Genomic DNA, 19,949 nt, shown 5'->3' on the forward strand with positions numbered 1-19,949 from the left:
AGTAGGTCATCGTCAAGATTAAATTCCGAAACCCCATTTGCGAAAGCAGATGGGGTTTTGTTTTGGGCGATCGAAAACTTCCGGCAGTTGTCCACATTCAACCTGTATCAAGTCTGGCCGCTTCTACGGCTGTATCCACAGAGCCCAAATACCTCACCAGGTTTGGCGGCTGGGCTGCGATCAGATAGTGCGCCGCGTATATATCGCTATCGTTGTGTACCTTTCAGACTGCGATGCGGCGTCTGAGTGTTTAGCAAAATAATCCCCGGAAACAGCTCATATCGCCTGTCCGGACACAGTCACCCAGGACTATCATGCCGATAACCCTGTCCCTCACTACAAGGAGCCGCTCGGAACGCCGATGCGCCAGATCTGGAAATCTTTTCGAGCCCTTTATTTCGCTTCCTTGATGATGCTGATCGGCTCCGGCCTGCTCAGTACTTACCTGGCATTACGCCTGGCAGCAGACCATGTTGACAGCTTGTGGGTGGGGGCATTGATGGCGGCCAACTATTTTGGCCTGGTGCTGGGTGGCAAGATCGGGCATCGCCTGATCGCCCGCGTCGGACACATCCGTGCGTATGCCACTTGTGCCGGAATTGTCGGGGCCGCCGTGCTGGGTCACGGGCTGGTCAACTGGTTGCCGGCCTGGATCGTGCTGCGGATGATCGTAGGCCTGGGGATGATGTGTCAGTACATGGTTATCGAAAGTTGGCTGAACGAGCAGGCAGACGCCAAGCAGCGCGGCTTAGTGTTCAGTGGCTATATGATCGCCTCCTATCTGGGCCTGGTATTAGGCCAGTTGATTCTCGTGTTGCATCCTCAGCTTGGCCTGGAGCTGTTGATGTTGGTAGCGGTCTGTTTTGCCTTGTGCCTGGTGCCGGTGGCCATGACCCGGCGCATTCACCCTGCGCCGCTACATCCGGCACCGATGGAACCGCGATTCTTTATCAAGCGTGTGCCGCAGTCGTTGAGTACGGTGCTGGGGGCCGGGCTGATTGTGGGCTCCTTTTACGGTTTGGCGCCGCTGTACGCGTCCCAGCAGGGGTTGACGACTGAACAGGTCGGTGTGTTCATGGGGTGCTGCATTTTTGCAGGTTTGGTGGTGCAGTGGCCGTTGGGTTGGTTGTCTGATCGTTATGACCGCGCATTATTGATTCGCTGTTTCGCTTTGTGCCTGGCAGTGGCAGCTCTGCCCCTGGCGATCCTGACCCAGGTGCCATTGGAGGTGCTGTTTGTCGCGGGTTTCCTGTGTTCGTTGGTGCAGTTCTGCCTTTACCCGCTGGCCGTGGCGTTTTCCAATGACCATGTCGAAGGGGACCGTCGGGTATCGCTGACTGCCATGCTGCTGGTGACCTACGGCATCGGCGCCAGTGTCGGGCCGCTGTTGGCGGGCGTGGTGATGAAGTTGTTTGGCAGCCATATGCTGTACGCGTTTTTCAGCCTGTGCGCGCTGATTCTGGTCTGGCGTATCCGTCCGAAAGCCGTGACTAACCTGCATCAGGTTGATGATGCTCCGCTGCACCACGTAGCGATGCCCGACAGCATGTCCAGTTCACCCTTGGTGGCTGCGCTCGATCCTCGTGTCGATGAGGCGGTGGTGCAGGAGCAGATGCAAACCACCGTAGCTGAGCCTGGGTCCGACGCTAATCCGCAAGCACCGACCGAGGGGGATGCACTGGATACTCCACCCGAGCATCCAGACCCGGATAATCATCCTCATGACCTGAGCAAGGCACGCCCCTGAATATAAAAACGGGCAGATCCCATCAGGATCTGCCCGTTTTTTGACGCGAGTTTTAAGGCTTAAAAATCATCATCCTTGTCGAAGCGTCGCGCTTCACGCTGCAGCTGATACACAAACCGTTCTACCTGGCGCTGCACCAGGCCGCTCATGTTATGAAAGCGCACGCCGGCGAAAGTGGTATTGATCTTGTCTTCGAAGTGCAGATAACGCAGTTCGACGGACGTGCTCATGCTGCCAAAGGGCAGGGCAGCGATAAAGCGGTCATACACCTGACCCAGTTGCAGGCGCTCGGATATGTCGCCTTCAAAGCGCAGCTTGCAGCCGGTAGCGGAAATATCCAGTAGCTTGCCACTGATGGGGGCCTTGAGCTTTTCGCCGCCCAGCTCGATGTTCACCAGCTGTGCCAGCTTCAACGCAGCGCGGAAGGCATTGCGTCGCTGATGGTAGACCACTTCGCCAGGTATGCTGCCGGTGTAAATGCGGTGCCCATCTTTCTCGCTGATGGCCAGCGTACCGTTGCTTTCCCAGGCAACCCGCACACCCTCATGAAAGCCTTCAATGCGGAAGGACTCGCCATTCTCGAGGTAGCGTTCGCCATCGCGGGGAATCATTTCGTCCAAGGCCAGCGTCTTGCTGTCCCGGTCAACGTCTACCAGGTAGCTTTGAAAGCGCTGGCTGCGCTCGTGGAAAGTGATGATCAGTGGATCATGGCTTTCCTGCAGCATTCGCAAAGTACTGGCGATTTCCAGAGGCGTGGTGAGGACCTTTGGTGGCTGCGGGGCATCTTCCGCATTAAGGGCGTTGAACACGGTTCTTCCATCTCCAGACAAAATACGACTACACGCAAGAAGGGGCATTTTGCCAGTATGTAGCGTGCCTTGGATAGGCGCGCGGTGAACCGGCGTCAGGCTTGGCTGCGGGTGCTTGGTTTGACCAGGCGCGAGGTCGAGCCTTGGGCGTTGTAGAGGGCCGGAGGTTCTCCGCCGTGGAGTATGCGCAACTGGTTGGCGGTCGTGGCTTGCTGAAGCTGGATCGACTGACCGTTGAGCAGGTTGGCTTCCTGGCACTGGGCGAGCAATTGATTGAGCGCGCTACTCTGGGTCAGTAGTTGATCACCAACCGAGGAATGGCTGGCCAGTTGGGCAAGGCCGTCGTGATCAGCCGGCAGGCCCAGGCTGATGAGAATTTCGCTGCGCTTCTTGCCGTGTTGTTCGAGCAGCACAATCAGCGACTGTTTGCGTGCCAGGATTTCTTCCAGCAAACGCATATCCCGGCCATACAGGGCCAGGGATTCTTCTTTGAGCAACTCGAGCAAATGTTGCGTCGGCGCCAGATCATCAATGATCAGTTGGAGCAAATGTTCGTCGTGGTGCATGGCTGGCCTTGGGTTTTAAGCGTCCAAAAGCCCAGCGCAGGCCTTTGCCTAGCGCTCGGCTTCGAAGTTAAGCAGCTTGCTGGCTACACGGTTGCTGTCGACTTTATAGCTGCCATCGGCGATAGCCTGTTTCAACTCGGCCACACGGGCTTTATTGACAACCGGTTGATCGCGCAGCGAGTCAGTGACCTTCTGCAACTGTTGAGCCTCATTGCTCAGGTGTACCGATTCCCCGCTCTGGCTGACACCGGCCGGTTCTGCCTTGGTAGGCGCAGGCTGGGACTTGGCTTCTACACTGTCCTTGGCACCACCGGTGCGCGTAGAACCGGGCAAAGCCGGGGCGTTATTCAAACGACTGAAATCAATGACCATGTTAAAAAACCTCTGGGTATTTGGACGCTTGCCATGTTTTCGGCCATACCCGGATAAACTTTAGGCGCGATTGAGAATAAACCTGAATGCGCAGATGTTCAGCCCACAGTGTAGGAAAAGCCAGCGTCCTATGCCAGTGGAGTCTATAACGCCACCTCGACTTGTCCCGGTGCGGTCACCTGCGCCTTGATCACACGGTTGGAGTTGAGGTTCTTGACGCGAATCTGTTCGCTCATACCGCCGTTGGACAGTGCCTCCCCCGGCATTTTTACTGTCAATGCGCCGCTACTGGCGGAAATCACCACCTGATCCCCCTTGCGAATCACCTCGGCCTGTTCCAGATGGACCAGCGTGATGACTTGATCGGTAACCATTGGTCGGGTCAATTTCTGCCCGATGGCTTGGTCCACCGATGTGAGATAGCCCTGGTTGATCTGGCTGATATCACGTTCGCGCAGGGCAACATCTTCGAAACCGATGATGCCGGTGCGCTTCAGCGGGCGTGTCACCACCACGACATCGCGGAACAATTTGACTTGAGCGGGCACGAACACCGTCCAGGGCGAAGCGCCTTCACAACGGACTTTGACCGTGACGCGACCAATAGGCTGGGCAGGGCTTTCCAAGGTGGCAGTCAATTCCTTGTCGCACATTGGCATGCGCAGGCGAGGGTCTAACTGGTTGACTTGGATCTCGTAGCGTCCCGGCGTTTGTGTGGTTGTCAGATAATCTTCTACAGTGAACTCAAGAAAGCCCTGAGTGACGCCGATAAGTAGATCAGGCAATGTGACGTTGTCGGCACGGGTCGTAGCGCCTGCCGTCAAGGCAAGCAAAACCATCGTGGCGCAGAGCAGTCTGCGGTAGCGAGGGCGGGGGTGTCGGGAAACTGTCGTTTTAATGTCCATGGCCAATAAATAGCAAAGCTCGTGCCGTTTCGTGTTAGGGCGCGCGCCGCCTTGTAGGTATGGCCCAAGGTTTTAGCGTAGGAGTGCAGGCATGGCAGGTGTAATGGATTCAGTAAACCAGCGTACACAGCTGGTAGGGCAGAATCGCCTGGAGTTGTTGCTTTTTCGCCTGGACGGCAGCCAGCTATATGGCATCAACGTGTTTAAAGTTCGGGAAGTGTTGCAGTGTCCCAAATTGACGATCATGCCCAAATCCAGCCCTGTGGTGTGTGGTGTAGCCAACATCCGTGGTGCGACCATCCCGATTCTTGACCTGGCACTGGCCACAGGTTCCGCCGGTTTGCAGGACCGCGGAAGCCCGTTCGTGATCATCACGGAGTACAACACCAAGACCCAGGGTTTCCTGGTGCGCTCGGTGGAACGTATCGTCAACATGAACTGGGAAGAGATCCATCCGCCACCCAAGGGCACTGGGCGCGATCACTACCTCACGGCGGTGACGCGGGTTGATAACCAGTTGGTGGAAATCATCGACGTGGAGAAGATCCTCGCCGAAGTGGCGCCGACCTCGGAGTCTATCTCGGTAGGCGTGGTCGATGCGGAAACCGCGCACAAGGCGGTATCCCTGCGCGTACTGACCGTGGATGACTCCTCGGTCGCTCGCAAGCAGGTCACGCGTTGCCTGCAAACCGTTGGCGTGGACGTGGTGGCTCTTAATGATGGTCGCCAGGCGCTGGATTACCTGCGTAACCTGGTCGATGAGGGCAAGAAGCCGGAAGAAGAGTTCTTGATGATGATTTCCGACATCGAGATGCCGGAAATGGATGGTTATACCCTCACGGCCGAAATACGCAGCGACCCACGCATGCAAAAATTGCATATCATCCTGCATACTTCATTGTCGGGTGTATTCAATCAGGCAATGGTCAAGAAGGTCGGCGCTGATGACTTCCTGGCCAAATTCCGTCCTGATGACCTGGCATCCCGGGTAGTCGACCGGATCAAGGCTGCAGATCACGGCTAGGGGCTTTCCCTGGCGATCACACGATTTAAGAGGCGGTATCATTGTCTACGGGTAATTTGGATTTCGAACAGTTCCGGGTCTTCCTGGAAAAGGCCTGTGGCATATTGCTCGGTGAAAACAAGCAGTACCTGGTATCCAGCCGTCTCAACAAGCTGATGGAGCAGCAGGGTATCAAGTCGCTGGGCGAGTTGGTTCAGCGCATCCAGGGACAGCCGCGCAGTGGGCTCAAGGAAATGGTGGTCGATGCGATGACCACCAACGAGACCCTATGGTTTCGCGACACCTACCCCTTTGAGGTGCTCAAGAGCAAAGTGCTGCCGGAGGCCATCAAGGCCAGCCCGGGCCAGCGCCTGCGCATCTGGTCGGCGGCGTGCTCTTCGGGGCAGGAACCGTATTCGATCTCGATGTCTATCGATGAGTTTGAGCGAACCAACATGGGCCAGCTGAAGGCGGGGGCACAAATTGTTGCCACCGACTTGTCCGGCACCATGCTGACCAATTGCAAGACCGGCGAATACGACAGCCTTGCTCTGGGGCGTGGGCTTTCCCAGGAGCGCCTGCAGCGTTACTTTGAGCCTAAAGGGGCAGGGCGATGGGCGGTCAAGGCGCCGATCAAGAATCGCGTGGAGTTTCGCTCGTTCAACCTGCTCGACAGCTATGCCAGTCTGGGCAAGTTTGACATGGTGTTTTGCCGCAACGTGCTGATCTATTTCTCGGCCGAAGTGAAGAAAGACATCCTGTTGCGCATCCACGGCACCCTCAAGCGTGGCGGCTACCTGTTCCTGGGGGCTTCAGAAGCGTTGAACGGTTTGCCGGATCATTACCAGATGGTGCAATGCAGCCCTGGGATCATCTACCAGGCGAAGTGATGCACCCTTGAACAAAAAATGGGAGGCCCCACACAGGCCTCCCATTTTTTTCGCCTCAAAGCGGCAACTTGCATTGCCGCTTTACTGGCTTCACGCGGAAGTCCATTGCCGCTTTTCTGGCATTGCCGCTTAACAGCATCCAGCAAATCCTTGAAATACGGGCCTTCGAAGAATTGGCATGAGCCTTGCTATAACCCAGATACGAAAAGCAGGTCAGCCTAAAGGTTTCCGCCATGAGCATCAGCTTCGATAAAGCGCTCGGTATCCACGAACAAGCCCTGGGCTTCCGCGCCCAGCGTGCCGAAGTCCTGGCCAACAACATTACCAACGCCGACACCCCGAACTACAAGGCTCGGGATCTGGATTTCTCCGCTGTGCTCGCGGCGCAGCAGGACAAGACCAAGAACGGCACCTTTGCCTTGAATATGACCAATAGCCGGCATATCGAAGCACAAGGCCTGAGCAGTGGTGACGAGGCGTTGTTGTATCGCACGCCGATGCAACCGTCGATCGACCAGAACACCGTCGACGCCCAGCTGGAGCAATCGGCCTATGCCGAGAACTCGGTGAACTTTCAGGCCAGCTTCACCCTGCTCAACAGTAAATTCAAAGGGCTGATGTCAGCCCTGCGTGGAGAGTAAGCCATGTCCCTGTCCAGTGTTTTCAATATTGCCGGCAGTGGCATGAGCGCGCAGACCACGCGTTTGAACACCGTCGCCAGTAACATCGCCAACGCCGAGACCGTGTCTTCGAGCATCGACCAGACCTACCGCGCCCGTCACCCGGTGTTCGCCACCATGTTCCAAGGTGGCCAGGGCAACGGCAGCGATTCGCTGTTCCAGAATCAGGACGCCGCAGGCTCCGGCGTGCAGGTGTTGGGTGTGGTCGAAGACCAGAGCAACCTTGAGGCCCGCTACGAGCCCAACCACCCTGCTGCGAACGAAAAGGGCTACGTGTACTACCCCAACGTCAACGTGGTCGAGGAAATGGCTGACATGATCTCCGCCAGCCGCTCGTTCCAGACCAATGCGGAAATGATGAACACCGCCAAAACCATGATGCAGAAGGTCCTGACCCTGGGTCAGTGATAAGGGGCGCCAAATAATGGCCATTGTTGATACCACTAATCCAGCCAACACGCCGGTTCAGGACCTGTTCAATACCAAGGTCAAGACGGCGACAGACAACAGCAGTCTCAATAACGCAGCCAAGGCCGCCACGGGTAACCAGGCACTGGGCAAGGATGCGTTCATGCAACTGCTGGTGACCCAACTGAAAAACCAGAACCCGCTGTCGCCCCAGGATAACGGCGCGTTCGTGGCGCAACTGGCCCAGTTCAGCAGCCTGGAAGGCATCAACACCCTGAATGACTCGGTGAATGCGATCTCCAGCAACTTCAGCTCGTCGCAGGCGCTGCAAGCCTCGTCGTTGGTCGGGCGCTCGATCATCACCCAGACCGACAAAGCGTTGGTCGATACCAGCAAGAGCATGACCGGCTCGGTGGCGGTGACGGCAGCGACGGGTAACGTCTCCGTCAAGATCACCGACAAGGATGGGAACGTGGTGCGCACCATCGATATGGGCGCCCAGAGTGCCGGTAATAGCAGCTTTATCTGGGACGGCAAGAACGACAAGGGTGAAGTCGCTCCAACGGGCACCTACACCTTCAACGCCACCTACAAGAATGACAAGGGCGACTCTGCTGCCCTGTTGACTTCGCTGCCCGCCACGGTGACCAGCGTGACATTGAGCAAGACCGGCGGCGAGATGCTGCTCAACCTTGCAGGTGGCATGGGCAGCGTCAAGCTGTCGCAAATTCAGACTATCGGTACATAGAGCCGGCTAAATACGGCAGAGGGAGAGAAACATGTCTTTTAATATCGGCCTTAGCGGCCTCTATGCGGCCAACAAACAGCTGGACGTGACCGGTAACAACATCGCCAACGTTGCGACCACCGGCTTCAAAACGTCGCGTGCAGAATTCGCCGACATCTACGCAGCTTCCAAGCTGGGTACTGGCCAGAACAGTGTCGGCAGCGGTGTGAGCCTGGCAGCCGTGTCCCAGCAATTCACCCAGGGTGATGTCGTCGGCAGCGGCGGCCTGTTGGATATGGCGATCCAGGGGGGCGGCTTCTTCGTCCAGAAGGGCAGTGACGGGTCGCTGGAATACACCCGTAACGGTTCCTTCCACTCGGATAAAGACGGCTTCATCGTCAACAACACCGGTACCTCGCGCTTGCAAGGCTACGCGGCGGATGCCAATGGCAACATTATCAAGGGCGCCCTGACCGACTTGCAATTGAACCTGTCGAACCTGCCGCCCAAGGCCTCCACCAAAGTGGACTCCCAAAGCAACCTGAACTCATCGTCGCCGGTGATCGACCAGACGGCCACACCGTTCGATCCCACCAAGTCCGAAACCTTCACGACCCAATACAACACCACCTTGTATGATAATCAGGGCAACGCACATTCGATGGTGCAGTACCTGGTCAAGACGGGTGGCAATACGTGGAATTCCTACACCCTGATCGATGGCCGCAACCCTGATGGTACTGCGCCGACGGGCACGGGCTCCACACCGCCGGTTGCTTCGACCTTGAGCTTTGACGGCGCAGGCAAACTCACCGGGATCGTTACCGGTGGCGCGTCCAGCACTACGCTGACCATTGCCAACTGGACCCCAGGTACAGTGACCAATGGTGTGTGGACGCCAAACGGCGCGACGGCCAACCCGACCGGTATCGCCATCAACATGGCTAACATCACCCAGTACAACTCGGCCACCTACCGTAACCCACCGGTCACCGATGGTTACGCCACCGGCCAGATTACCGGCTTGAACATTGATGGTAGCGGCGTGCTGTTCGCAACATTCAGCAACCAGCAGAGCAAGGCGATCGGCCAGCTCTCCTTGGCCAGCTTCAACAACGAGCAAGGCCTGCAGCCGGCCGGCAGCACCACCTGGAAAGAGACCTTCGCCTCGGGCCAGCCGGGTTATGACAACCCGCAAGCCGGTACCCTGGGTTCGATCGTGTCCAAATCCCTGGAGAGCTCCAACGTCAACCTGACCAACGAGCTGGTGGACCTGATCAAGGCCCAGAGCAACTATCAGGCGAACGCCAAGACCATCTCTACTCAGAGCACGATCATGCAGACCATTATCCAGATGACCTGATGCATCTGGGTTGGCATGCAGTCTGAAGGCCCCTCGTATGAGGGGCTTTTTTTTGCGTGGGAAAACACCCGCTGAGGAGTAATGGAATGCTGTGGAACGCCTGAGTCCTGAATCGCCACTGAGTAGGCCTGTGACTCAATGGAGAGGCTTGGGAATGTGGAATTCAGGTGTAGTGGGGTTCGGATATGGGCGCGTGGGTTCTACGCCGGGTGTAGAGCCTGCGACGTCGGCGCCTGTCGCGCCTGTTAATGAGGCGGGTGCGATCAAGAAGCTGCTCAATGAGCTGTTTGACGCCGAGCAAGGTTCCAAGTCCCAGACGGCCCGGGACGTGCGCGACAAACTCAATGCCCTGCGCGAGAAGCTGGGCGACGAGCAATTCAAGGCGCTGATTGACGACCTGATCGCAGAGGCTTCCGCGCCGTTTCGTGAGTTTCTCAAGCGACTGTTGAAGGAATGGTTTCCGGATGCGGATGATGCCTCGCCCAGCCCACCACCGGTGTTGCCAGGCAGTGGTGGTCGTGGTCCTGGCGTGCCTAGAAGCGATTTCGGCCCCAGTGAATCCATGAGCAACAAGCCCATTACCGAAGGGGCGAAACATTTCAACTACAAACCGGACTACAGTAATCCGGGGAAGAAACCGGACAACATCTGGAGTGGGTTCAGTCAGGGGGCGGATGGCAATTGCATCACGGTTTCCGCGATAAAGGCGGCGATGATGCAGTACGGCCAGAAGCCCACCGATGTGTACAAAGAGGTCAAGGAGAGTGGCGACGGTTATGACGTGACCATGCGCGATGGCTTCAAACTGCATTTGTCCAAGGGCGAGTTGCAGCTTGCAGCGCGGGAGGCACGCTTCAAGGGGGATGACCCGCAAATGATGACCGACGCAAACTTCATGTATGCCGTGAGCGCAAAGCGGGCTCAAATGGAGAACAATGATGGCACTGCCGGGCGCAGTTACCGGGCTGCCTTGAATAGCTTGATGGATGGGGAGGGCAGCCGGGAAGGCTTGGATCGTTTGGGACTCAGAGGACGTTACAGGCCAGCGACTGACGCGGACCTGAGAAGCAGCAAGGTGGGCACGGTGGAGTATAAAGGTCATTCGATGGCCGTGATCAATGGCCGGATCGAGCTATGGGGTGAGCGAGGTGGGGCACCCAGGTCGGGGCTGGCGACCGTCTTGTTCTAAGCGGCCTGTCCGACTAAAGAAAACCCCCGAAAAGAAAACCCCCGATAAACCCCATTGCAGCCAGGGTCTATCGGGGGTTTTTCAATCCCGGCTGTTCAAGCCCGGGACCGGTTCAGCTTATTGGCAAGCTTCGCAATCCGGCTCGTCGATCGCGCAGGCCTTTGGCACGGGGGCCGGGCCGGCTGGCGCTGCGAGAACCGAATCATCACCGTGGTTACCGCTGGAAACAGCGTTCAGCTTGCCGGTGTTGATGGTCGACTTCTCGGTGCTGGTCGCGGCCAGGGCACGGAGGTAGTAAGTGGTTTTCAGGCCACGGTACCAAGCCATGCGGTAGGTCACGTCCAGCTTCTTGCCCGATGCACCGGCAATGTACAGGTTCAGCGACTGCGCCTGGTCGATCCACTTCTGACGACGGCTGGCGGCGTCAACGATCCACTTGGTGTCCACTTCGAAGGCGGTCGCGTAGAGCTCTTTGAGTTCTTGCGGGATACGCTCGATCTGCTGCACGGAACCGTCGTAGTACTTCAGGTCGTTGATCATGACCGAGTCCCACAGGCCGCGGGCCTTGAGGTCGCGAACCAGGTACGGGTTGATCACGGTGAATTCGCCCGACAGGTTCGATTTCACATACAGGTTCTGGTAGGTCGGTTCGATCGACTGCGACACGCCGGTGATGTTGGCGATGGTTGCAGTCGGTGCGATGGCCATGATGTTGGAGTTACGAATGCCTTTCTGTACACGAGCACGTACCGGTGCCCAGTCCAGGGTTTCTTTCAGGTCAACGTCGATGTACTTCTGGCCACGGGCTTCGATCAGGATCTGTTGCGAGTCCAGCGGCAGGATGCCCTTGGACCACAGCGAACCCTGGAACGTCTCGTATGCACCGCGCTCGTCGGCCAGGTCGCAGGACGCCTGGATCGCGTAGTAGCTGACCGCTTCCATGGACTTGTCGGCGAACTCGACCGCGGCATCCGAACCGTACGGAATGTGCTGCAGGTACAGCGCGTCCTGGAAGCCCATGATGCCCAGGCCCACTGGACGGTGCTTGAAGTTGGAGTTCTGCGCCTGTGGTACCGAGTAGTAGTTGATGTCGATAACGTTATCGAGCATGCGAACGGCAGTGTTGACGGTACGTTCCAGCTTGGCGGTATCCAGCTTGCCGTTGACGATGTGGTTCGGCAGGTTGATCGAGCCCAGGTTGCAAACGGCGATCTCGTCCTTGTTGGTGTTCAAGGTGATCTCGGTGCACAGGTTCGAACTGTGGACCACGCCGACGTGCTGCTGCGGGCTGCGCAGGTTGCATGGGTCCTTGAATGTCAGCCATGGGTGGCCGGTTTCGAACAGCATCGACAGCATTTTGCGCCACAGGTCTTTGGCCTGGATGGTCTTGAACAGCTTGACCTTGCCTGGATACTCGGTGAGGGCTTCGTAGTACTCGTAGCGCTCTTCGAAGGCTTTGCCGGTCAGGTCGTGCAGGTCCGGTACTTCGGATGGAGAGAACAGGGTCCATTTGCCGTCATCGAAGACGCGCTTCATGAACAGGTCAGGGATCCAGTTGGCCGTGTTCATGTCGTGGGTACGACGACGGTCATCACCGGTGTTCTTGCGCAGCTCGATGAACTCTTCAATGTCCATGTGCCAGGTTTCCAGGTAGGCACACACAGCGCCTTTGCGCTTGCCACCCTGGTTGACCGCGACGGCGGTGTCGTTCACGACTTTCAGGAACGGTACGACGCCCTGGGACTTGCCGTTGGTGCCCTTGATGTACGAACCCAGTGCGCGCACCGGCGTCCAGTCGTTACCCAGGCCGCCAGCGAATTTGGACAGCATGGCGTTGTCGTGGATCGCGTGGTAGATGCCCGACAGGTCATCCGGCACGGTGGTCAGGTAGCAGCTGGACAGCTGTGGACGCAAGGTACCGGCGTTGAACAGGGTCGGTGTCGACGACATGTAGTCGAACGACGACAGCAGGTTGTAGAACTCGATCGCGCGGTCTTCTTTGTGCTTCTCTTCGATCGCCAGGCCCATGGCCACGCGCATGAAGAACACTTGCGGCAGTTCGAAGCGCACACCGTCCTTGTGGATGAAGTAACGGTCGTACAGGGTTTGCAGGCCCAGGTAGGTGAACTGCTGGTCACGCTCGTGATTGATCGCCTTGCCGAGTTTTTCCAGGTCGAAGGAGGCCAGGACCGGGTTCAGCAATTCGAATTCGATACCCTTGGCGATGTAGGCCGGCAGGGCCTTGGCGTACAGGTCGGCCATCTCGTGGTGGGTGGCGCTGTCGGCCACGCCCAGGAAGCCCAGGCCTTCGGCGCGCAGGGTGTCCATCAGCAGGCGCGCGGTCACGAACGAGTAGTTCGGCTCACGCTCGACCAGGGTACGGGCGGTCATCACCAGGGCGGTGTTGACGTCGGTCAGGGCCACGCCGTCGTACAGGTTCTTCAGGGTTTCGCGCTGGATCAGGTCGCCGTCGACTTCTTCCAGGCCTTCACAGGCTTCGGTGATGATGGTGTTCAGGCGGCCCAGGTCCAACGGTGCAAACGAACCGTCGGCCAGGGTGATGCGGATCGACGGGTGAGCTTGCACCGCAGCTTCTTCAGCGGGGGAGCGCACGGCACGTTCCTTGGCGCGCGAGTCACGGTAGATCACGTAGTCGCGAGCGACTTTCTGCTCGCCGGCACGCATCAGGGCCAGCTCGACCTGGTCCTGGATTTCTTCGATGTGGATGGTGCCGCCCGAAGGCATGCGACGTTTGAAAGTCGCGGTGACCTGTTCGGTCAGGCGGGCAACGGTATCGTGGATGCGCGACGAGGCAGCAGCGGTGCCGCCTTCAACTGCAAGAAACGCTTTGGTGATGGCGACGGTGATTTTGTCATCGGTGTAAGGAACGACAGTGCCGTTACGCTTGATCACACGCAGTTGGCCGGGTGCAGTGGCGGACAGATCCAGGTTTGAATCAGCGGCCTGCGGCACGGAGCCTTGCGGGTTCTCGCGAGTTGTGTCGGTTTGCATGGGGGGTTGTCTCCACGTTCTATATTTGATTGCGAGTGCCAGGCTTTTTCCTGCAACACCCGTACCGTTTTCCATGTCGGGGATGGAGAACAGATGCCATCCGCGTGAGCGGTTTGGTCTACTGAAAATCTGTTGGTTCCACGTCGCGCTAACAAATAAAGCGCTTGAGTTTCGAGCCACTTGTGTGGTTAGGCACTTTGCTCGAAAACCCTACATGTAGGGTCTCGTTTGTCCTCGAGGTACAAGATAATGCGTTTTTGAGGGGTTAGCAACGGAGTAACCTGTGGATAAGGTTGTGAGTAAAATGTGTAAGAAAGGTCGAATGCCCGTGTAGGCCGCGTTACTGCTGGATTGCACCGTTTGTCATTAAATGTTTCGGGTGCAAAACAACCGAGCCTTTTTCGAAGGGCGCGAACCCTATCACAAAAAAATGCGATCACCGAGTGGATTTCCGGGCTTGTGCGCAAGGGCAGGCCCGTGGCTACAATCGGCCTCTGTTATGCCCTCTAAACATTACAAATAAGGTGTGGCCGGCGAAGATCAGCATGTGGGAGAAGCATGTGAGAGATAGACACGCTTGCTCCCCTATCCGGCCGCATTGTCATAACGACTCTCTATCGCGACGAGGATCACCCGTGGAGCAAGAGGCCTGGCAAATACTGATTGTCGAGGACGACGAGCGATTGGCCGAGTTGACCCGTGATTACCTGCAGAGCAACGGCCTGCGGGTGTCGGTGGAGGGCGATGGCGCCCGGGCTGCGGCGCGTATTATCGACGAACAGCCGGACCTGGTGATCCTCGACTTGATGCTGCCCGGCGAAGACGGCTTGAGTATCTGTCGCAAGGTGCGTGCGCGCTACGACGGGGTGATCCTGATGCTGACCGCCCGTACCGATGACATGGATCAGGTGCAGGGACTGGACTTGGGGGCGGATGACTATGTGTGCAAACCCGTACGCCCACGCTTGCTGCTGGCGCGCATTCAAGCCCTGCTGCGGCGCAGCGAGCCGACGGAGGCCGGCGTTGTGGAGAACCAGCGTCGCTTGCAGTTTGGTCCCTTGATCGTGGACAACGCCCTGCGCGAAGCCTGGCTGCATGACGGCGGCATCGAACTGACCAGTGCCGAGTTCGACCTTTTATGGCTGCTGGTGGCGAATGCCGGGCGTATCTTGTCCCGCGAAGAAATCTTCATTGCCCTGCGCGGCATCGGCTACGACGGCCAGGACCGCTCCATTGATGTGCGTATCTCGCGTATTCGCCCGAAAATAGGCGACGACCCGATCCACCCACGGCTGATCAAGACCATCCGCAGCAAAGGCTACCTGTTCGTCCCCGAAGCCGCTGCCGATATGCCGCTGTGAACTCGATCTTCCTGCGCATCTACGGCGGCATGTGTGCGGCGCTGATTCTGGTGGCGCTGCTGAGCGTGCTGGCGCTGCACCTGCTCAACGAGGTGCGCAGCGGGCAATACCGCGAGCGCCTGGCCCACGGCACCTTCGCGTTGATGGGGGACAACCTGCAACCCATGAGCGCCATCGAGCGTCAGCGTGCCCTGGCGGTGTGGGAGCGTTTGTTGGGCATCCCCCTGGAACTGCGCAGCCTCAGCGATGCGCAGTTGGACCTTGCCCAGCGCAATCGCCTGCAACGCGGCCAGGTCCTGGTGCAGCAGACCGGGCCGCATGCCGCGCGGGTACTGCGTTTGGTCAGTGAGCAAGAGTCGTTGGTGCTGACCGGCGAAGTGCAGCAGATCAGCGAGCAGCTGGCGCGTGCAACGATCTACCTGTTGGCCGATGAACTGGTGCGTTACCCGGTGGCGGAGCAGCCGCAGCGTTTGGCCGACCTAAAGGAAGCCAAGGGCTTTGGCTTCGAAATGCACCTGATGACCCTCGATCAGGCTGATATGGATGAGGATCAGCGCCGTCGTGTGTCGGAAGGCGATACGGTGATGGCGCTGGGTAAAGGCGGTGATTCGATTCGCGTGTTCGCCGGTATGGTCGGTACGCCTTGGGTCCTGGAACTCGGCCCGTTGTATCAAATGAACCCTTACCCGGCGCAGTGGCTGATCCTGATCGCGTTGGTCAGCCTGACTCTGATCGGCTTGATCGTGTATTTCCTGGTGCGCCAGCTCGAGCAGCGCCTGCGCGGGCTGGAAGCGGCGGCCACGCGTATTGCCAAAGGCAGCCTGGAGGTGCGTGTGCCGGCCCGCGGGGCGGACTCGGTCGGGCGTCTGGCGGCAGCCTTCAATGGCATGGCCGAGCATCTGCAGCAGTTGCTGGCGATCCAGCGCGAATTGGTGCGCGCGGTGTCCCACGAACTACGTACCCCGGTGGCGCGCCTGCGCTTTGGCCTGGAGATGATCGGTGACGCCGCCACCCCCGAGGCGCGGCGCAAGTACATGGACGGCATGGACAGTGATATCCAGGACCTCGATGGCCTGGTGGACGAAATGCTCACCTATGCACGCCTGGAGCAAGGTGCGCCGCAACTGAGTTTCCAGCGGATCGACCTCAGCGCGTTGCTCGATCAGGTCATCGGCGAATTGTCGCCACTGCGCCCGCAGATCAGCGTGAGTCGGGGGGGCTGCCTGTCCTCGGCGCATTGGGACGACGCTTGGGTCGACGCCGAACCGCGTTACCTGCATCGGGCTTTGCAGAACCTGGTGAGCAATGCCATGCGCCATGCCCAGGGCCGAGTGTTGATCAGCTATCAGGTGGGGCAGGTGCGCTGCCGTATCGATGTGGAAGATGACGGCCCGGGCGTGCCGGAAAGTGCATGGGAGCGGATCTTCACACCCTTTCTGCGCCTGGATGACAGTCGCACCCGGGCCTCGGGTGGGCACGGCCTGGGTTTATCGATCGTACGGCGGATCATCTATTGGCACGGCGGGCGCGCCTTGATCAGCAAGAGCAACAACCTGGGCGGGGCATGCTTCAGTCTGAGTTGGCCCAGGGATCAGGAGAAATCCTGAAACCGCGATCTCCTGTGGAAGGGGGCTTGCTCCCGATAGCGCCCTATCAAGCGCCGATAGCCACCAGGCTCAATAACTGATCCCCATCCACCGCATACTGCCCCTCCAATACCTTGCCGTGGCACCACTCGGCCGACAGGTCCGTCAGCAGGCGCAAGCGCACATGGCCGGCTTCGGACCACTCCAGCACCTCGGCATGCTCAAAGTAGAAACGCTGCTGCACAATCGGGTAGAGCGCCTTGAACAGGCTTTCCTTGAGCGAGAACGTCAGCGTCACCAACCGGGCGATCTGCTCACGCGGCAGGGCGGCCATGCGTTGCAGTTCATCGGCGGTGAGAATTTCCCCGGCCAGGCGCTCGGCCCGCTCCAGGCTCAGCAGGTTCTCCAGGTCCATCCCCAGCCCACGCCATTGCGCCTTGTACCCGACGATGGCGGCGGCATGTCCGGTGCTGTGGGTGATGGAGCCGCTGATATGCCCTGGCCACACCGGCGCACGGTCTTCGCCGATGGCCGGGACGCAATCGAGCTGATCCAGTTGTTGCAACGCCGTACGCGCACACAGCCGGCCGGCAAGGAACTCGGCCTGGCGCTTGGCCACCGAGCGCTGGATGCTGGCCGGTGGCGGCACGGCGCTGCGCTGGAAGTCGCCGGCCTTTAATAAGGTGGGGTCGAAGCGGGTGCTGAGAAACACCGTATCCGGCAAGGGTTCGGGTAGGGGCCAATGTGCATCGAGCGGGGTGCAGCAAGCGGGTAGGGGCGTCATGGGCGGTATTTTGCTTCAGTTGGCACACCAGTGGATAGCCCGCAACGGTTCAGGTGCGGTTCAGAGCCCGTTCAGGGGGAGTTCAGGGGCGCCTGCGTAGTCTGGCACCCATAGCCAAATGCGTAGAGGTAACCCCATGACTGCGATCAAACAGCTGCTGTTGGCCTTAACCATGCTCAGCGCCACTGCCGGAGTGCAGGCTGCGGACGGCTCCTTTGCCGCGTTCGGCGGCGAGAAAACCAAGAAGTCCGGCAACCTGATCCACCGTGTCAGTTTCGACGATGCAGGCAGCCAGGCTGCGCCGTGGGGTCAGTCGCTGGGGCAGACTGCCCCGCAGCCGGGTTACCGCACCGGCTACGAACACCTGACGGGCCAATACAATGGCATTAAACTGCGCCCGCAAGACCTGCAGGGCCGCTATGATATCCCTCTGTCGGACAGTTGAATCGCCTTGGAGAGCCTTATGAAATTGCTGGTGGTGGAAGATGAGGCGCTGTTGCGTCATCACCTGTTGACCCGCCTGACCGACAGTGGGCATGTGGTCGAAGCCGTGGCCAATGCCGAAGAAGCCTTGTACCAGACTGGCCAGTTCAATCACGACCTGGCCATCATCGACCTCGGCCTGCCCGGCATGGGCGGCCTGGACCTGATCCGCCAATTGCGCATCCAGGCCAAGAGTTTCCCGATCCTGATCCTCACGGCGCGGGGCAACTGGCAGGACAAGGTCGAAGGCCTGGCCGCCGGTGCCGACGACTACGTGGTCAAGCCATTCCAGTTCGAAGAACTGGAGGCGCGCATGAATGCCCTGTTGCGCCGCTCCAGTGGTTTCACCCAGTCCACGATCGTGGCGGGGCCGCTGTTGCTGGACCTCAACCGCAAACAGGCTTCCCTGGATGAGCAACCCTTGGCGTTGACCGCTTATGAGTACCGTATTCTCGAGTACTTGATGCGCCACCATCAGCAGGTGGTCGCCAAGGATCGCCTGATGGAGCAGCTCTATCCCGATGATGACGAGCGTGATCCGAACGTTATCGAAGTGTTGGTGGGCCGCCTGCGTCGCAAGCTGGAAGGCCCGGCGGGGTTCAAGCCGATCGATACCGTGCGCGGCTTGGGTTACCTGTTCAATGAGCGCTGCCGTTGATTCGCTCGCTACGTGTGCGCTTGATGCTGGCGGCCGCGACCCTGGCCGTGCTGTTTATGTTGGGCTTGTTGCCCGCCATGCAAGGCGCTTTCAGCCTGGCGTTGCAGGATTCCATCGAGCAGCGCCTGGCGTCGGATGTGACCACCCTGATTTCTGCGGCACGCGTCGAAAACAACCGCTTGCTGATGCCCGCGCAGTTGCCTGACGAGCGTTTCAACCTCACCGACAGCCGGCTGCTGGGCTATATCTATGACCGCGAAGGTCATCTGGTGTGGCGGTCGCGGGCAACCCAGGAAGAAAACATCAACTACCGGCCGCGTTACGATGGGCGTGGCAACGAATTTGCGCGTATCCGCGAAGCCGGTGGCCAGGAGTTCTTCGTGTATGACGTCGAGGTCAAGCTGCTGGGAGGCAAAAGTGCCGCGTTCAGCATCGTCGCGTTGCAACCGGTACGCGAATATCAACTGACCCTTGAGGGGCTGCGGGAAAACCTCTACCTGGGCTTCGGCGCCGCCTTGCTGGTGCTGTTGACCTTGCTCTGGCTGGGCTTGACGTGGGGGCTGCAAGCCCTGCGACGCCTGAGCCAGGAGCTGGACCAGATTGAAAGTGGCACGCGCGAAAGCCTCACCGAAGAACACCCACGCGAACTGTTGCGCCTCACCGGCTCCCTCAATCGGTTGCTGCACAGCGAGCGTGAGCAGCGTACCCGCTACCGCGATTCCCTCGACGACCTCGCCCACAGCCTGAAAACCCCGCTGGCGGTATTGCAGGGCGTGAGTGAAGACATGGCGCAGCGTCCCGAAGAACGTGGCCAGGCCATGGTTCTACAATCGCAGATTGAACGTATGAGTCAGCAGATCGGCTACCAGCTGCAACGTGCCAGCCTGCGCAAAAGTGGCCTGGTGCGCCACCAGGTGCATCTTGCGCCGGTGCTGCAAAGCCTCTGCGACACATTGGGCAAGGTGTACCGCGACAAGCGCGTTACCGTGTCCTTCGACTTGCCGGACGAGGGTTATGTGCCCATCGAGAAAGGCGCCCTGCTCGAAATGCTCGGCAACCTGCTGGAAAACGCCTATCGCCTGTGCCTGAGCGAAGTGCGTATCAGCCTGGTAGAAAGTCTTGCCGGCACTGAGCTGTGTATCGAGGACGATGGCCCCGGTGTGCCACCGGATCAGCGCGCACGGATTCTGCAACGGGGCGAACGGCTGGACCGTCAGCATCCGGGGCAGGGCATTGGGCTGGCGGTGGTCAAGGACATTATCGAAAGTTACGGCGCACGCCTGACTTTGGGGGATTCGGCGCTGGGTGGCGCGGCGTTCAAGATTCACTTCCCGGCTGTGTGATTTTTAGTGGCTGAGCCGGCCTCATCGGGGGCTAGCCCCTCCCAGATTTTTTGATTTGTGAAC

Annotated in this window: 19 protein-coding genes; 13 read left to right on the plus strand and 6 right to left on the minus strand. The window is 58.9% G+C overall.

The features are described from left to right. The first annotated feature begins 361 nt into the window (after window positions 1-361). Window positions 362-1,747 carry an MFS transporter gene (locus ACQRBV_RS14540; RefSeq protein ID WP_198763432.1) on the plus strand — a complete coding sequence of 462 codons (1,386 nt, stop codon included), beginning with the start codon at window positions 362-364 and terminating at the stop codon, window positions 1,745-1,747. Window positions 1,748-1,806: 59 nt separating this feature from the next. Here the strand turns inward: ACQRBV_RS14540 and ACQRBV_RS14545 are convergent, their stop codons facing one another. From ACQRBV_RS14545 to flgA, 4 genes are all read right to left on the minus strand, one after another. After that, window positions 1,807-2,556 (minus strand): flagellar brake protein, encoded by a 750-nt coding sequence (locus tag ACQRBV_RS14545; RefSeq protein WP_060756335.1) that lies wholly within the window; start codon window positions 2,554-2,556, stop codon window positions 1,807-1,809. Window positions 2,557-2,651: 95 nt separating this feature from the next. Continuing rightward, entirely contained in the window at window positions 2,652-3,122 is a 471-nt protein-coding gene (locus ACQRBV_RS14550; protein WP_060756334.1) for a flagellar protein FlgN, read from the minus strand. Window positions 3,123-3,170: 48 nt separating this feature from the next. After that, entirely contained in the window at window positions 3,171-3,494 is a 324-nt protein-coding gene (gene flgM, locus ACQRBV_RS14555) for a flagellar biosynthesis anti-sigma factor FlgM (RefSeq protein ID WP_090369072.1), read from the minus strand. Between the two features lie 143 nt (window positions 3,495-3,637). Further along, window positions 3,638-4,399, minus strand: a complete 762-nt coding sequence (gene flgA, locus ACQRBV_RS14560) for a flagellar basal body P-ring formation chaperone FlgA (RefSeq protein ID WP_060756332.1) — start codon at window positions 4,397-4,399, stop codon at window positions 3,638-3,640. A 91-nt stretch (window positions 4,400-4,490) separates the two neighbouring features. On the opposite strand from flgA, the gene ACQRBV_RS14565 reads away from it, so the two are divergent. The 7 genes from ACQRBV_RS14565 to ACQRBV_RS14595 all read left to right on the plus strand — a co-directional run bounded on the left by ACQRBV_RS14565 (window position 4,491) and on the right by ACQRBV_RS14595 (window position 10,659). Then, window positions 4,491-5,423: a chemotaxis protein CheV gene (locus ACQRBV_RS14565; RefSeq protein ID WP_161549523.1), complete on the plus strand. Its 933-nt coding sequence runs from the start codon at window positions 4,491-4,493 to the stop codon at window positions 5,421-5,423. 41 nt (window positions 5,424-5,464) lie between these two features. Continuing rightward, a complete protein-coding gene (gene cheR / locus ACQRBV_RS14570) occupies window positions 5,465-6,292 on the plus strand; it encodes a protein-glutamate O-methyltransferase CheR (protein WP_060756330.1) in 828 nt (275 codons plus the stop codon). A 233-nt stretch (window positions 6,293-6,525) separates the two neighbouring features. Beyond that, window positions 6,526-6,933, plus strand: a complete 408-nt coding sequence (flgB, locus tag ACQRBV_RS14575; RefSeq protein WP_060756329.1) for a flagellar basal body rod protein FlgB — start codon at window positions 6,526-6,528, stop codon at window positions 6,931-6,933. A gap of 3 nt (window positions 6,934-6,936) precedes the next feature. Beyond that, window positions 6,937-7,380 carry a flagellar basal body rod protein FlgC gene (gene flgC, locus ACQRBV_RS14580; RefSeq protein ID WP_060756328.1) on the plus strand — a complete coding sequence of 148 codons (444 nt, stop codon included), beginning with the start codon at window positions 6,937-6,939 and terminating at the stop codon, window positions 7,378-7,380. A 16-nt stretch (window positions 7,381-7,396) separates the two neighbouring features. Next, a complete protein-coding gene (flgD, locus tag ACQRBV_RS14585) occupies window positions 7,397-8,128 on the plus strand; it encodes a flagellar hook assembly protein FlgD (RefSeq protein WP_060756327.1) in 732 nt (243 codons plus the stop codon). A gap of 31 nt (window positions 8,129-8,159) precedes the next feature. Next, complete coding sequence (gene flgE / locus ACQRBV_RS14590) at window positions 8,160-9,470, plus strand: flagellar hook protein FlgE (RefSeq protein ID WP_060756326.1); 1,311 nt, start codon at window positions 8,160-8,162, stop codon at window positions 9,468-9,470. 154 nt (window positions 9,471-9,624) lie between these two features. Continuing rightward, on the plus strand, window positions 9,625-10,659 hold the full coding sequence (locus tag ACQRBV_RS14595) for a hypothetical protein (RefSeq protein ID WP_411985698.1): 1,035 nt from the start codon (window positions 9,625-9,627) through the stop codon (window positions 10,657-10,659). A gap of 117 nt (window positions 10,660-10,776) precedes the next feature. On the opposite strand, the gene ACQRBV_RS14600 is transcribed toward ACQRBV_RS14595, so the two are convergent. Further along, a complete protein-coding gene (locus tag ACQRBV_RS14600) occupies window positions 10,777-13,671 on the minus strand; it encodes a ribonucleoside-diphosphate reductase subunit alpha (RefSeq protein ID WP_090369079.1) in 2,895 nt (964 codons plus the stop codon). 635 nt (window positions 13,672-14,306) lie between these two features. Here ACQRBV_RS14600 and ACQRBV_RS14605 point away from each other — a divergent pair. Both ACQRBV_RS14605 and ACQRBV_RS14610 read left to right on the plus strand, forming a co-directional pair. Beyond that, the gene (locus ACQRBV_RS14605) at window positions 14,307-15,032 is read left to right on the plus strand and encodes a response regulator (protein WP_060756324.1); all 726 of its coding nucleotides are present in this window, start codon (window positions 14,307-14,309) and stop codon (window positions 15,030-15,032) included. Then, entirely contained in the window at window positions 15,029-16,639 is a 1,611-nt protein-coding gene (locus tag ACQRBV_RS14610; protein ID WP_411985697.1) for an ATP-binding protein, read from the plus strand. The genes ACQRBV_RS14605 and ACQRBV_RS14610 overlap by 4 nt, the downstream gene beginning before the upstream one ends. 46 nt (window positions 16,640-16,685) lie before the next feature. Here ACQRBV_RS14610 and ACQRBV_RS14615 read toward each other — a convergent pair whose 3' ends face one another. Further along, a complete protein-coding gene (locus ACQRBV_RS14615) occupies window positions 16,686-17,402 on the minus strand; it encodes a 4'-phosphopantetheinyl transferase family protein (RefSeq protein WP_090369083.1) in 717 nt (238 codons plus the stop codon). Between the two features lie 136 nt (window positions 17,403-17,538). On the opposite strand from ACQRBV_RS14615, the gene ACQRBV_RS14620 reads away from it, so the two are divergent. Genes ACQRBV_RS14620 through ACQRBV_RS14630 form a run of 3 tightly spaced genes read left to right on the plus strand, consistent with a single transcriptional unit; the run spans window position 17,539 to window position 19,886 of the window. Then, window positions 17,539-17,847, plus strand: coding sequence for a hypothetical protein (locus tag ACQRBV_RS14620; RefSeq protein ID WP_060756321.1), 309 nt, complete (start codon window positions 17,539-17,541; stop codon window positions 17,845-17,847). An 18-nt stretch (window positions 17,848-17,865) separates the two neighbouring features. Then, a complete protein-coding gene (locus ACQRBV_RS14625; RefSeq protein ID WP_411985696.1) occupies window positions 17,866-18,543 on the plus strand; it encodes a response regulator in 678 nt (225 codons plus the stop codon). After that, window positions 18,540-19,886 carry an ATP-binding protein gene (locus ACQRBV_RS14630; protein ID WP_090369085.1) on the plus strand — a complete coding sequence of 449 codons (1,347 nt, stop codon included), beginning with the start codon at window positions 18,540-18,542 and terminating at the stop codon, window positions 19,884-19,886. Before ACQRBV_RS14625 ends, ACQRBV_RS14630 begins: the two co-directional genes overlap by 4 nt. Window positions 19,887-19,949 lie beyond the last annotated feature (63 nt).

The organism is Pseudomonas sp. R11F (assembly GCF_050312575.1).
In the GTDB taxonomy this organism is placed as follows: domain Bacteria; phylum Pseudomonadota; class Gammaproteobacteria; order Pseudomonadales; family Pseudomonadaceae; genus Aquipseudomonas; species Aquipseudomonas palleroniana.

Excerpts from the sequence above, each read along its gene's own strand:
- ACQRBV_RS14540 (WP_198763432.1), top strand. The coding sequence starts at position 362 with ATGCGCCAGATCTGGAAATCTTTTCGAGCCCTTTATTTCGCTTCCTTG.
- ACQRBV_RS14550 (WP_060756334.1), bottom strand. The coding sequence starts at position 3,122 with ATGCACCACGACGAACATTTGCTCCAACTGATCATTGATGATCTGGCG.
- flgM (WP_090369072.1), bottom strand. The coding sequence starts at position 3,494 with ATGGTCATTGATTTCAGTCGTTTGAATAACGCCCCGGCTTTGCCCGGT.
- flgA (WP_060756332.1), bottom strand. The coding sequence starts at position 4,399 with ATGGACATTAAAACGACAGTTTCCCGACACCCCCGCCCTCGCTACCGC.
- ACQRBV_RS14565 (WP_161549523.1), top strand. The coding sequence starts at position 4,491 with ATGGCAGGTGTAATGGATTCAGTAAACCAGCGTACACAGCTGGTAGGG.
- flgB (WP_060756329.1), top strand. The coding sequence starts at position 6,526 with ATGAGCATCAGCTTCGATAAAGCGCTCGGTATCCACGAACAAGCCCTG.
- flgC (WP_060756328.1), top strand. The coding sequence starts at position 6,937 with ATGTCCCTGTCCAGTGTTTTCAATATTGCCGGCAGTGGCATGAGCGCG.
- flgD (WP_060756327.1), top strand. The coding sequence starts at position 7,397 with ATGGCCATTGTTGATACCACTAATCCAGCCAACACGCCGGTTCAGGAC.
- flgE (WP_060756326.1), top strand. The coding sequence starts at position 8,160 with ATGTCTTTTAATATCGGCCTTAGCGGCCTCTATGCGGCCAACAAACAG.
- ACQRBV_RS14595 (WP_411985698.1), top strand. The coding sequence starts at position 9,625 with ATGTGGAATTCAGGTGTAGTGGGGTTCGGATATGGGCGCGTGGGTTCT.
- ACQRBV_RS14600 (WP_090369079.1), bottom strand. The coding sequence starts at position 13,671 with ATGCAAACCGACACAACTCGCGAGAACCCGCAAGGCTCCGTGCCGCAG.
- ACQRBV_RS14615 (WP_090369083.1), bottom strand. The coding sequence starts at position 17,402 with ATGACGCCCCTACCCGCTTGCTGCACCCCGCTCGATGCACATTGGCCC.
- ACQRBV_RS14620 (WP_060756321.1), top strand. The coding sequence starts at position 17,539 with ATGACTGCGATCAAACAGCTGCTGTTGGCCTTAACCATGCTCAGCGCC.
- ACQRBV_RS14625 (WP_411985696.1), top strand. The coding sequence starts at position 17,866 with ATGAAATTGCTGGTGGTGGAAGATGAGGCGCTGTTGCGTCATCACCTG.